This window comes from Pedobacter sp. MC2016-24 (genome assembly GCF_015223055.1).
In the GTDB taxonomy this organism is placed as follows: domain Bacteria; phylum Bacteroidota; class Bacteroidia; order Sphingobacteriales; family Sphingobacteriaceae; genus Pedobacter.
In genome coordinates, this window is sequence record NZ_JADFBX010000004.1 from 400,645 (window position 1) to 414,310 (window position 13,666).

Here is a 13,666-nt window from a genome sequence, read left to right on the forward strand (position 1 = left end):
TTTCTGTGAAAACGGCATGAGGTTTTTATTTTGATTAGGTTGTTCGGAGTCAGTGAACCCCAATGATGATATTCGAATTTTTTGCAATTATTTTTTTGCCAAGCTCCGCCGGCGAGAAGCCATTTACCGATTGGATTTTGAAGTTATTGGGTTGATTATATTTAATCTCGCCTTTCAGATAATAATCCAGTGTGCAGTTAACTATTCCTATTTTGGGTAGAAAACTAAAACTTCCTAAACCGGGATTGTACTGTTTGATGTCACCTTTAATCACTTTTATACTCCAGGCGTCATCATTTAACATCTCCCAGTAGTTATAGACGGATAAGCCAGGCACGCTGGTCTTGTCAATATCACTAAAATAAATCCGATCATAAACCTGCTTTCTAGTCTCCAGGTTGTTGTTACTTTCTTTCTGGATATTCCTGATGTCATCTATTTTATAGGATTTCATGTGGGATTGGGCGACAGAAATTATACCCTCCTTAAATTGATTTGGAAAATACCAGTTCTCAGCACAAATCAAGTGAATAACCGAAATTACTGGCTGCTCAACAATATAATGGTTGCCATTCTCCTGGATAACAAGACGATACTCCCTGGATTTTAAGCTTGGCATGGTATACAAATCTTGCGTAGCTTGTATATAAAGCTTAGGAAGAGCCTTGCTCAATAGCTGCGAGTGATTTATGACATTCAGTTTTTTAAATTCATTGTTGGTAATCTTCTTTAACCGAAGCGACTCACCTGGTGAAATCAGCGGCACCAATGTGAGTAGTATGTCGTTACTCAGTGTTTTTAGTCCATTTTTTTGCAATTTCAAATCCTTGGTTTGCAAATTGTACAAGCGTGTCGAATCACTGGTGTAATACAAATTGAAAATCGATACCGTAGTATCTTTTGCACCTACAGTGACTTCGTTTTCAGATAAGATGATTTGTGGTGTAATTTTCTTCCAGGGAATTCCCTGATGGCGATTGAACAAGATAAATTCCTGACTGTAGCTATAAAGACTGCTTGCGAAAAAGAAAACCAATAGGAGGGCTGACTTGTATAGCTGTAATTTCATGAGAGGTGTTTTGATGTTATCCGTAAATATACACCAAGAGAATCTGTAAAATGCAATCTATTTCTTCATTTATGGATTTTTTGCATCAAGAAAAGACAAGTTTTTATAAAAAAAGACCTAGCTAAAAATATCAAATTATCAGCTGTGAAATCTTGCGGTTGGTTTTACACTTAGCCGTATAGAAATTGGCACGATATTATTTTAAAAGTGAATCTGCTTTAATGCGTGTTTAAAGTTTGTTTTTGTGATAAGATGCTTATTTGTAGTTAGTTGCTGATGAGGTTGAAGTGGAATCCTGTTTCCGTTTTTTTGGAATCCTGTTTCCAAAAAAATGGAAACGTGTTGCTACCTGATCGTTTTTTCTTGCCGTAATTTTAGGTTGTTGAATGAGAGATAAAAGAAACTTATTTGATTAAAACCTGAAAGTTATCACAATGGAAACAACATTAAATAAACGGTCACACCTTATGATTCCTGATCATTTCAGAAAAATTATTGTTGAGGCGATTGTCTATTTATTCGTGTTGTTATTCGTCTATGCAGCCGGAACTAAGCTAGTAGAGTTCGAAAAGTTTAGGGAACAATTAGCTCAATCGCCAATACTTGCTGACATGGCAAGTCAACTTGCCTGGCTTATTCCTGTTGCAGAGATTATGATTTCGATACTTGTTCTTTTTCCAGCAACCAGACTACTGGGATTGTACGGTTGCTTTAGTATGATGGTCATCTTTACCGCCTATATCGTATCGGTAATCACTTTTAGTAAACAGCTTCCTTGCGCCTGTGGGGGAGTGATTGAGGCATTGAGTTGGCGAGGGCATTTGATATTTAATATGGGATTTGTGGTGTTAGCGCTGTTGGGAATTTATTTATTGACAATGATTAATCAAAGTAAAACAGTTTATAATCATTAAACCTATTGATATGGAAACTACGTTGAATAAGGAATCTAAGTGGCAGCTGTCGGAGGGAACGAAACGGATTATTGTGGATGTGATTGTGTATTTGTTTGTGGCGCTGTTTGTTTATACTGCAGCGAGTAAAATTCAAACTTTTGAATCTTTTCAAAGGGTATTGGGTAAGTCACCATTAATTGGGGATTTTAGTCAGATAATTGCATGGATAATTCCGTCTTTAGAAATTATACTAGCATTATTACTAATTAGCTCCACAATAAAAAAGGTCGGCTTATATCTTTCATTGGGTCTAATGATACTATTCACTTTGTATCTAATATACATGGTTTTATCAGGTAGTAAACTTCCCTGCCAGTGCGGAGGAGTTATTAGTTCCATGTCTTGGCAACAGCATATTTGGTTCAATGTAATATTTATTATTCTAGCCTTAGTCGGTTTAAAAATATATAAAAAATAAACGATTTTACACGTGTGAAGCAGGTAAAATGCCGTACCCTGTCTAAAGAAATACGGCAATCCTAAACAACAAACAATAAACAATACAATTATGAAAAAAGTGTTTTTAGGCCTGCTTGTTGCAGGTGTTGCCTTGAGTGCAAGTGCTTTTAAAAATGTGGAAAGTGCAAAACGATTTGCTCAAACTTATTTCCATACCTCAACTGGATATGTATTAGCTGCAGACTTGCCTGCGGGTACTGAATGTGAACCAGTATCTCAGCTACCTTGTTCTATTGTTATTCAAGATGCTGATATACCTGCGAATTACCCAATTCTTGATTCGCAATTATCAACTGTTCCTTATACTCAAGTGGGAACTAATAAAGGCCTTTACCAATAATGAAGAATCTGCTCCTCATATGATGGGGAGCAGATTTCTATCATTTATTTCAATTTATGCAATTTATTCGATGAGGAGATTTTGTCAATTGTATTACACGAAATAAATCCAATCACTAAAATTATGAGAAAAACTTTTTTTTGTTTGATGATTGTAGGTTTTACGCTGATTTTAAGTGCATTTGTTAATATTCAGAATTCAACCTTTATTATTTACTACCATGTAGGTTCTCAATATGTATTACTAGAAGATTTGCCATTCAATTTGGAATGTGAGCCAGTATCAAAATTTCCTTGTGCAATTATAATTGAAGATGTTAATATACCTGTAAATTATCCAATTCTTGAATCGGAATTGTCTGCGATACCTTTTATTCAACTGGGATCTAATAAAGGTACATATCAATAATAGAACAGATAATTAGTCGCATACTTGCAATGTATATTATCATGATTATTTGGCGGACTTATTCAGATTAGTTTCAATTATGTCAATAAAGCCTCTATAATTACTTGGGTCTGGAGCATCAGGTCGTGGTGGGCTTGATGTAATTAACTCTCCGTTTTTACCAATTAAAATCTGTGATGGATATGCTTTGAAATTGTAATTCTGAATAAAGGGATGAGATCTTCCAAATCCATTTGTATATAAGTTAATAGTTTCACTAGATGTATATTTGCCGCTTAATATACTCTTTGCCCAGACAGATTTATCTTTATCCACGCTAACTGTTAAGAAGACAATATTTCGATTTCTTTTATATTTTTCAATAATTTCACTCATTTTCTGATTGAGGGAAATACAACCCACGCATCCTGTAAACCAAAAATCAACTATAATAAGTTTACCTTTAAAATCATTTAAAGCATGAATATTTCCATTCACGTCCTGAAGTTCAAAAGGAAAGGCGGCGTATTGTTTCTTTTTTATTTCAGTAAGTACTTCTTTATATTTGTTATTATTCATAATTTGAAGTGCGTCGTCAATAAAGTACTTTGAATCCGCCGAATAGAAACGATTCAATCTTTCGAAGCAAATCAATAGCAGTTTATCTCTCAGTATTCCATGATATTTGCTTTTTAACGTCTCGAAAATATTTACAAAGGAATCTCCATATTCTATACCTGTTTTGCTGGTACTAGTTAGTCGGAAATAGTTAAGTTCTTTTTCGAATAGTAGTTCTGCGTAATATGCAGATTTAGCAAGATAAATTGTGTCAAAATTTGATATTTCTATCCTTTGCCTTTTCGAGTAAGAATTATGGTATTGTTGCAGTATCAATCGTGTATCTTTTTCTTTCAATGAATATGTTATTTGTCGTAAAGGACGGATAATATCATACTCAGAAGAAGAAATAATATCTAAATATAGCAGATTGTAAATTTCATTAGAAAACTTACTTTTATAACTTTCCAGTAAACTTAATTGTAAATCTATCGTTGAATTTAATATTTTATCAGAAAACGTAAGACTTTCGTTCAATTGTTTTGCGAATAACAATTCTCCACTTCTTGTAGCTGCAACTTTTGGTAATGGTGAAATATTAAAAATTTTCCATTGACAATTTAGCTTATCGCTTCCTATACCGGTAAAAGACATGGCGCCACTCGAATTTATATTCACCTTGATACTATCTCCTACTTGAAACAGATAAACTTCACTTAGCATTCTATTATCAGTACGTCCAATGTTTCTCAAGAGCTTCTCCCTATTTTCATCAATCATTTCAAATGCGATATATAATAAAGTCTCACTGGCAGTTATCCGCGCATAAAAATTTCCACTACTATCAATTGCAACTTTTTTTTGCTGACCCCGACTATCTGAATTAGTTGTGCTTTTTATAGTTAAAATTAGTTCTTTCGAACCATAAAGATTAGTTACTGAACTGTCTATTTTTCCACTAACAATTATATTCTGAGCTTTGCAAACATTGAAGCCAAAACTGAAAATTATAGTTATTATGATAATTAACAAATTTCTCATCATTGATTTTTTTTAAAAAAAAATATAAATTTTTTGACATGGCGGTTCAACTTATTTATGAACTACCTGATGTTTTGTTGTAAACGGCTTCGACTAATTTCATCATCAGGGATTGGCATAACATACCTAGGGCTATTAGGTTCTAGAGTATATATTTCACCACTTAGATTTCGAGTTATCACAAGATTTCGTCCCTCAAGATTTAAACGCTTTAAATCCGTCCATCTCAATGATCTCCAAATTAAAGTTTTCATTCTTTCCGTTAGAATCTTATTTAGAGCATCTTCCGGGTCATTGGCTACTATTGTTTGATAGGACTTTGAAGGGGTAATTGCATTTGGATTCCAACGCTTTATTAGTAATTGATTAAGGAAATTCATCGATAAGGCTGTTTCTCCTTTCCTTGCAAGGCATTCTGCTTTTATTAGATAGATTTCATCTGTAGCTAAGCCAGTAAATGGGGGACGATTGGGGCTGTTAATGCCTTTAGAGTAATAGTTGCCATTAATGTTTTGAGTGAAATAAATGATTTTTCTTAAGTCATAAGGTTCATATAAAGCTATGATTTTTAAATCGATACCATAAAGAGAGCCTGCTGAAGACGAAATTTGGGAATATGCATTACCATAAATAAAGGAGAAGTATATTGTTTCTTCACTATTAAAGGTGAAAGATGAAGTAGTTTTAACAGTCAAAGTTTTGTAATCCGTGAGTTTTGAGTATAACTGCAATTCTTTATCAGAATATAACTCGGCAAGATCATATTTGCGCATACTTAGATAAACTCGTGCTAAAAATGCATAGGCAGCTACTTTTGATGGGCGATTTCTTTTTTCTAGTGGTATATCCTGCTGAAGTAAATCTGCTGCTTCAGATGCGTCCTTTATAATTTGGTCATAAACTTTTTGCACACTGCTTCTTTGTATAATTATATTGATGTCAGAATCTAATTTAAGAGGAACTCCTAAATCTGTATTTGCTGTATTCGGATCATATGCTTTTGAGAAAGTGCTCACAAGCCCATAAAAAGCGTAGGCTCGATTAAAAAGTGCCCATCCTTTTATTCTGTTCACCTCAGCATCATTGTTAAATTCTTGTTTAGCAATTACCTCTAATACATTGTTGCAATAGAATATCTGTTCATATGGTTGGTTCCAATCAAAAATTTCACCTTTGCCCTCAAAAATATCCTTCTGCCAAGTGTAGGCTGTACGAGTTATGGGAATTGCGAGGGACTGAAAATTTGCTAAAGTTGGGATGTAATATTCATCAGCAGATATTTGAGGTAACCCTGGAGTTCCATTCATCACAGTTGTATTATCTAAAAGATTTTCTAGATCCACTAGAGATTTGGGTATCAAAAGTGCACTGTCAGGTTTTATATCTAATTTTTTTGAACAGCTAAAAAAGCAGCCCACAATCATTAATAAAATGGTTTTTTTCATAATTCTTTTATTATAAATTGAAATTTACTCCTAATGATGCACTGAACGGCTGAGGTATACTAGAGTTTCCGTAATCTGGATCTATATTTAACTTATTCATTCTCCATATAATTCCAAGATTTTTTGTGTATAAGAACACATTAAGTCCTTTTATAGAAAAATTATGGAATCCAAGATTTGCAATCTTGTAAGAAAGTCTAATATCCTGTAGCCTTAAGTGACTCCCATTTTCAACAAGGTCTTCGGAATTCTGGAAGAATGTAGACATTTGAGGGTTATTTGGGTAGATTAAAGCCGGAATTTTAGTTATTAACTCATCGCCTGGTTTTTTCCATCTTTTGTCGAAATCAGATGAGGTTATGTATGAATAGTTATTACTCCCCGAAAATATGTTTACCCTTCTAAAATAATAATCAAACTTGAAAAGGAGATTGAGTGATAGTTCTAAATTTTTATAATTGAATGTATTAATTAAGCTGCCAAAATATTTTGGAGAAGCTGATCCATGATATTTGATTAAGTTAGGATTTAATGCTGAAGTAATTGCTGTATAATCTTTACTAACTGAACCATTAAAATAGCCGCGTGGGGCGCCAGTCTCATCTAATCCGGCAGAGGGGAAACTAAATATTGCGTAATAAGGATACCCTTCTAATGGATTGTTAAAGTTGCCATTTACAATGTCGAAGTTAGAGCCTTGTTTTATACCATATTTTGTTACTTTATCGGTGTTATAATTGAAAAGCAATGATGTGCGCCAATTAAAATCACCGATGATATTGTTTGAATTCAGTACAAAATCAATTCCTTTTGTTTTTAAATTTGCACCATTACCTTTAAACTGAGTTATTCCGGACTGAAGTGCAATTGGATTATTACCTATAAGATCTGCCGCATTTTTTTGATATATATCTATACTTCCACTGAATCTGTCATTCGTAGTCGTAAAATCTATACCTATATTCCAGTTTTGCACTTTCTCCCACCTTAATGAAGGGTTTGGTGGATTTGATATAGTAGAATAGTTGCTCCCCCATTCATTTATCATTCCTAAATTTCTCGACGTAAGATACCCCGAAACGGTTTTATCCACATTTCCATTATATCCCAATGTTGCTCTAAGTTTTAATACTGAGAACAAGCCTATATCTAAGAAATTTTCCTTATTAATAGCCCATGCAATTCCGACCGACCATAACGGTACTCCTTTTTGATTAGCTTTAACTCCAAATAAATTAGATTCATCCCTTCTTGCACTACCAGTAATTGTATATTTTTTCTTGTATGAATATGATGCATTCGCATAATATGATTGTGTAATGCTATTGTTTTCAAATAAATTCGGAGCCGTAGGGATTTGCTGACCTGAGCCAGGATCGTAGTAGTATGAATATCGATTAAGAGGATTTATTAAATTATTTCCATTGATTTTTGTATCGGGGAAATATCCGTATAAAATTTGATTGTAGAAATCATTTTTTGCATCCCCCCCCTCATACCCGGCAATTGCGTTTATTTCATGATTAGTTGCAATTACCTTATTCAAATTCAATTGTATCCGAATAATTTTAGATATTAAATCTGCATCTCTTGTGTTCAGAATATTACCTAAAGGAATTCCTCTATTAATAGTATTACCTGTTATTGACGAAAAAGTATTTATTAAATTTCTTGTATAATAACTTCCTAGATCATTGTCAGCAACTCTCTTATTATTCTCCTTTAAATATTGATAGTTGGCATCTAAGCTTAACCCATTTAATATTTTGTAATTTATTCCCAATTTAAGCCTAATTTGGTCTAATCTAGTCGAAACGTTATTTTTAAGTTCATCTTTTGGGCGAAAAAGCCAATCTAATAATTTTCCGTTGCCTGCATTTGTCGCATACGCTAATCTTAAATTCTTAACAGTTGGCAATGAATTTCCTTCATCATCTACTAATCTATCGTACGGGCTGTAGGGGATATAAGATTCTTGAACAGTTTGGCTATTACTTGAAATGTAATTGATATCGCTTAAAAGTTGTAACTTGTCTTTAAATAAAGAAAATGTATTACTAGATTTTACAGTTAAACGATTGAAGCTATTACTAACAATATTCTCTAGGTTTTTATCGTAACCTCCAGATATATAATATCGGTAATTATTTGACCCACCGCGAAAGTTTAACTGATATTGCTGATATACTGACGGTCGATATAGATAGCGATTTAAATCATCTCGTACATCTCTAGTTTTTAAGTTGTTTATCTTTTCTGTTGAATCAGAGGAAGTTATGTTTCCACTTTTTCTTTGATTAAATATTTCTACGGCCTCCGAAATAGGACTATAAATTCTGTTAATCGTGCCGCTATAAAACCCTTTGTTAAAAAGAAATTGCTCAAGATCAATAAAATCTGAAGATGATATTTGAGGATTATAATATAAATTTGGCTTATTAGATAAAGTTAGGGTTGAAGAGGCCTCAATTGATAGCTTCTGGTTCTTTTCTCCTTTTTTTGTTGTAATTACAATAACTCCGTTGCTTGCTTTTGCTCCCCATATTGACGCCGCTGCAGCATCCTTTAAAATTGTAATTGTACTAATGTCTGCAGGATTGATTTGATCTATAGTCCCCTCATAAGGAAATCCATCAAGAACGATTGTGGGAGTTGGATTTGCAAATATTGTACTTCTACCGCGAATAGATATTTTAGAATTATTCGTCCCTAGTAACCCCCGATTAAATAGCAAGCCGCTCGTTACACCTTCCAGTCTGTCTAGAATATTGATGCCTACACTACGATTTATCGTTTTATTATCAACTACCGTAAAACTCCCCGTCGCCCTTTCTTTCGGTATGTCCTGATACCCTGTGCTCACCACTTCAACTTCATTCAATTTTCCAGCCCCAGAAACCAATTGCAAAGTTCCAATTTTTTCTGAGGCCTCAACTTCCTTTGTTTCAAAACCCAGGTAGGAGATTACCAACATTGCTTTTTCGGGAACGCCATTTAACGTAAAGTGACCATCCACGTCTGTGATCGTCACTTTATTGGTATTCTTTACTTTTACACTTGCACCTTGCAATGCTGATCCGGTTTCATCTACTACACGGCCATGTACCACGATATTACTGAAGGCTGCATTTAGTTTGTCCATCAAAGACATTTCCTTTTCTTTGATGACCACCGTTTTATTGCTGATGGTGAAATCGAGTTGCATACCTGTAAGCGCAATGTTCATCACATCCTTTAATGGCGTTTTACGAAAGTTTGCATTTACCGACCACTCGGGATTGAGTTTTCCTTCGTACCAGACAATATTGTATCCGGTTTGCTTTTTGATTTCTTTAAAGAGTTGCTCCAGGCTGGCATTTTTCTGCACATAAGTGAGCTTTTGTGCGTGTGTAGATGCACTAACCTGCATGATGGCAGCAAAGAAAAGTAAAGCGATTACGCGCATTATGAAAAGTATTTTATACATTTGTTTAGCCTGTTTAGTAGATGAATGTCGATTTATTAATTAGATGGGTTTATAGGTCAGCAGTGTTAGAGCACTACTGACCTTTTTTTTGGCGTTAACCAGATTTAATGGCGCTTACGCAGACGTGCATAAGTAGAACCGGGAACAGCTATCTCATAACCGTAATTGTTCTATCGTCTATTTTAAAGCGAACCTCGCCTGTAAGTTCGAGCATACAAAGCACTTCTGATACCTTTTGGAATTTGGAAATCGTTCCGCCAAAAAGCTTTTTACCAACTTGTTTGTCTTCGTACACTATGTCTACACCATACCAGCGCGAAATTTTCCGCATGATGCTTTCCAGAGATTCACTTCTGAACATGAATTCGCCGTTTTTCCAGGCAATGGCATCATCGGCATCAATTTGGTTAACCTTTAAGCTATTGCCAGTTAATATAGCCTGCTGATCAGGTTTAATGGTGGTTGATCTGGCTGCGCCAGCCCCCGAGGTAGGAGGGAGCGTGGCGATGCGCACAGAACCTTCAAGGAGGGTTGTTTTAGTGTTGGGCTCATCACCGTAACAATTGATGTTGAAATGGGTACCCAATACGGTGACTTCTTGTTTGGAAGTTTTCACAATAAAGGGAATGCGTTTGCGCAATTTGTCCATCAAATTGGTTGCTTTTGGTACTTCAAAGTAGGCTTCTCCAATTAGTTCTACCCTGCGTTCTGGGAGGTCGATGAAGCTGGATGGGAAGCGTAGGGTAGAGCCTGCATTGATCCACACTTTTGTACCATCAGGAAGTACGATGGCATATTGTCCGCCACGTGGAGTGGTCACTGAATTTAACTGGTTGGGATCCGGAACCGGAACAATCTGACCACGGATCGAATCTGTGCGTTTTGCGCGATCTGCCGGATCTACCAAAACTGCATCCGGTCTGAGCTTGAAGGTAAGTTCGCCGGTGCCACTTTTGCTGATGATGATGTTTCCCTGTTCGGCGAGTGTACCATCTTTGGCTGCACCCAGGTTAATCTTTTGACCATTGCTGAGTGTCAGTATTGCCTGGTCTGATCCGGGCTCGATATCAGTACCGTAGCGTGAAGAACGGATTTGAGGCCACACTGCGAGGCTAACAATGGTTAGCGCTAGTACCGCTGCTAAACCAATAGCGAGGTATAAAGTGAGCGGGAGCGACTTTTTGGGTGTAAACTTGAGTGCCTGCATCGAACCGATTTCCTCCAGTTGCGCATCCGTTAAGGGCGGGAGGTCGGCAAACTCAAACTTAAGGTACCAGTTCTCCAACAAAGTATTGTCTTCGTCAGTACACTGGTTCTGTTTGTGCTTGTCGAGCAGCTTTTTTAATTCTTGTTTCTCCATGATGAGCTAAACGTTAATTAATTGTTATTTAGATGTAAAGCAATTGTGGGGCGCTGTTGTGTAGTGACCTTAGTCATATTTTTTAAAACCGAAGTAAAAAAAGTAGATAAGCCATTAAACCAAGTTTAACCCGCAATGCCTTTAATGCACCTTTAATGTGGTATTTCACCGTGTTTTCAGTAATATCCAATTGATCTGAAATTTCCTTGTAACTTAAATTGAGTTGTCTGCTCAGGATAAACACCTCCCTGGTTTTGATGGGTAAGGCATTTATTTCTCGTTCTATCATATCCGCAAGTTCCTTTTCCCTTACCGCAAGATCAGTTATAAATACGCCCTGTTCCATAAAATTGTCAAATGATGCTGTGTACTTAGATACAATCTTTTTATGTGCAATGACGTTCAGGATTTTATTCCTGGTAATGGTATATAAATAGCCTGCAACATTCTGGGTATGCGGGATGCTTTCACGATTGTTCCAAATCCACGAAAACATATCCTGCAGTACATCTTTAGCCTCTTCAAAATCGCCTAATTTTTTATAGGCATGTATATGGAGAATGCCCTTATAACGATTGTAAAGTTCAGTAAAAGCATTGTCGTCCCCATTTCTTAAATACGCGACAAGTTCAGCATCCGAAAGGCTGTTGTATTCCCTATTTTTATCCATATGCTTATATCCCGATAATTATCGATTAAGTTAAAATATTATTTTCTCACCTGTTTGTTCATTTTGTTCAGTATTGTTGTTCGTTTCTATTTGGCTGTTAAATGCGGGCTTAACTGGATTTCGATAATAAAATATGTAGCTCAAATGATTGGAAAAAGGCCTTTTTAAGGCTAGTATCGCGCTTTTCTTATTTATCATTAGATTTACGTATCCTGGCTTTTTACAGTTTTTAAGTATTCTTACAGGTTGTTGCATAAAGCTGTTTTGAACAAGATGAACTTATTATAGCTTTACGATTTGTTCATTCTGTTTCTGCCGTACTTCCAGTTTACACTAAAACAGCGTTGAGAACTGTGCATCCATGTTCGATTTTTTTAGTAATTATCCCAATTCATTTTCGTCAACAACCAAATTTGCTGATGTATATTATACTAATATTTTTAGTAAATATACGGTATTTAATTATATGTAATATTGTATTTGTAATTATTTAGCTAATTAAATTAGTTTTTCGTTTGAGTTGTACCGCTGATGCTGAAACAATCTCGTTTTATCCCGCCATATGGCAGAGCTTGATGAGCCATTAATTGTTGCGTTTACATAATGTGTATATAAAGAGTACGTTTTTGTTTAGTCAAACATACATTTATTTGTATATTTTTACAAATATGTAAATGAAATATACATATTTTGCTATTTTTATGTATACAGGAAGCTCGTTTATTTGGTGTAGTGAAAAAACATGCCAAAATAGACAGAGGTCTAATTCTTAAAAAAGCTGTAAAAGAATCTGGTATTCCCATTACGGAAGTCTCCAGAAGAGCAGGTTATGGAAGGGTGACTTATTATATGCATATCGCCAATCCAGATTTAAAACTGGATTTGCTGGATAAGTATGCCACGGCAATTGGTTATGATTTCAGAGATGAAATTCCGGAAATGGTGGAGTATTATGAAAGGAAAAGAGAGAACAGTTTGTCAAGCTTTGAAAAAATAGAAGCAGACCGTGATCTCTGGCGCGAAGGATATGGCCGCATTTTGAAGGAGAAGGAAGAATTACTGAAAAAGATTGAATTGCTGGAAGCTAAATTAGCCCGGAAATAGGTGTTTTAATCTCGGAATCGTGGTGTGATTATTTATTGAATTATTTAAAGGAAATCACTCAGCCGGACTTTCGTTTTACGGTAAAACATAAAATATCAGAAACAATGTGTTAAATTCGTAAAGAATTACAGCCAGGTCATGTCCGATTTTTCCGACAATCATATCATTTCTATTGCCAAAACCAATAAGCAGAGGGCGGTAACAATCGCATTTGATCAGTATTGGGAATTGCTGTTTAGACATGCCTATGGTAAGCTGCAGTCTGAAGAACTGGCGAAGGATGCCGTTCAGGAAGTTTTTATTGTCATGTGGGAGAATATGGACAAATTGCTTTTGCTGGATAAATTACTTCCATATCTGTACTCGGTACTGCGGCACCGGATCCTGACGCAGTTTCGTAAAGATGAAGTTAGGTTACGTTATGCCATGGCACAAACTAGCCAGGAAGCGCAATATGAACCTTCTACACATCAGTTACTGTTAAATAAAGAGCTGCAGGAAATCATCAAAGAAGAGGTAGCTAAAATGCCCGAAAAAATGCAGCAGATTTATAGCCTGAAAAAGGAAGATAACTGCTCCATTAAAGAAATAGCGCTGCAATTGAACCTTTCAGAGCAAACTGTTAAAAACCAGTTATTCAACGCATCAACGCGCCTAAAACAGCGTCTGATCAATTACGATCCAAGCTTGTTGCAAATCGGCCTGATCATTTCCGGAATCTATTTGGCCGGGAAATAAATGATTTAAAAAAAATATTTTGATTTCGTCTGGTACTTTTGCTTTGCTGAAGCGATATGTATTAAAAGAACGT

At 35.5% G+C, this 13,666-nt stretch carries 12 protein-coding genes; 6 read left to right on the forward strand and 6 right to left on the reverse strand.

Annotation, left to right across the window (positions count from 1 at the left end; translation table 11 throughout):
- Positions 1-49: 49 nt before the first annotated feature.
- Positions 50-1,069, reverse strand: a complete 1,020-nt coding sequence (locus IM797_RS12690) for a hypothetical protein (protein ID WP_194127497.1) — start codon at positions 1,067-1,069, stop codon at positions 50-52.
- A 434-nt stretch (positions 1,070-1,503) separates the two neighbouring features.
- Here IM797_RS12690 and IM797_RS12695 point away from each other — a divergent pair, with 434 nt between their 5' ends.
- From IM797_RS12695 to IM797_RS12710, 4 genes are all read left to right on the forward strand, one after another.
- Entirely contained in the window at positions 1,504-1,983 is a 480-nt protein-coding gene (locus IM797_RS12695; protein ID WP_194127498.1) for a MauE/DoxX family redox-associated membrane protein, read from the forward strand.
- Between the two features lie 10 nt (positions 1,984-1,993).
- Complete coding sequence (locus IM797_RS12700; RefSeq protein WP_194127499.1) at positions 1,994-2,443, forward strand: MauE/DoxX family redox-associated membrane protein; 450 nt, start codon at positions 1,994-1,996, stop codon at positions 2,441-2,443.
- Between the two features lie 90 nt (positions 2,444-2,533).
- Positions 2,534-2,824 carry a hypothetical protein gene (locus tag IM797_RS12705; protein WP_194127500.1) on the forward strand — a complete coding sequence of 97 codons (291 nt, stop codon included), beginning with the start codon at positions 2,534-2,536 and terminating at the stop codon, positions 2,822-2,824.
- Between the two features lie 123 nt (positions 2,825-2,947).
- Positions 2,948-3,232 carry a hypothetical protein gene (locus IM797_RS12710; protein ID WP_194127501.1) on the forward strand — a complete coding sequence of 95 codons (285 nt, stop codon included), beginning with the start codon at positions 2,948-2,950 and terminating at the stop codon, positions 3,230-3,232.
- Positions 3,233-3,277: 45 nt separating this feature from the next.
- Here IM797_RS12710 and IM797_RS12715 read toward each other — a convergent pair whose 3' ends face one another.
- The 5 genes from IM797_RS12715 to IM797_RS12735 form a co-directional block, all read right to left on the reverse strand.
- Positions 3,278-4,813 (reverse strand): TlpA disulfide reductase family protein, encoded by a 1,536-nt coding sequence (locus tag IM797_RS12715; protein ID WP_194127502.1) that lies wholly within the window; start codon positions 4,811-4,813, stop codon positions 3,278-3,280.
- Positions 4,814-4,872: 59 nt separating this feature from the next.
- Complete coding sequence (locus IM797_RS12720; protein ID WP_194127503.1) at positions 4,873-6,255, reverse strand: RagB/SusD family nutrient uptake outer membrane protein; 1,383 nt, start codon at positions 6,253-6,255, stop codon at positions 4,873-4,875.
- Between the two features lie 10 nt (positions 6,256-6,265).
- Positions 6,266-9,721, reverse strand: coding sequence for a SusC/RagA family TonB-linked outer membrane protein (locus tag IM797_RS12725; RefSeq protein WP_194127504.1), 3,456 nt, complete (start codon positions 9,719-9,721; stop codon positions 6,266-6,268).
- A 148-nt stretch (positions 9,722-9,869) separates the two neighbouring features.
- Positions 9,870-11,081, reverse strand: coding sequence for a FecR family protein (locus IM797_RS12730; RefSeq protein ID WP_194127505.1), 1,212 nt, complete (start codon positions 11,079-11,081; stop codon positions 9,870-9,872).
- Positions 11,082-11,163: 82 nt separating this feature from the next.
- Positions 11,164-11,751, reverse strand: a complete 588-nt coding sequence (locus IM797_RS12735; protein ID WP_194127506.1) for an RNA polymerase sigma factor — start codon at positions 11,749-11,751, stop codon at positions 11,164-11,166.
- A gap of 690 nt (positions 11,752-12,441) precedes the next feature.
- Here IM797_RS12735 and IM797_RS12740 point away from each other — a divergent pair.
- Together IM797_RS12740 and IM797_RS12745 are read left to right on the forward strand one after the other, a co-directional pair.
- Positions 12,442-12,855, forward strand: coding sequence for a hypothetical protein (locus IM797_RS12740; protein ID WP_194127507.1), 414 nt, complete (start codon positions 12,442-12,444; stop codon positions 12,853-12,855).
- 138 nt (positions 12,856-12,993) lie between these two features.
- Complete coding sequence (locus IM797_RS12745; RefSeq protein WP_194127508.1) at positions 12,994-13,593, forward strand: RNA polymerase sigma factor; 600 nt, start codon at positions 12,994-12,996, stop codon at positions 13,591-13,593.
- Positions 13,594-13,666 lie beyond the last annotated feature (73 nt).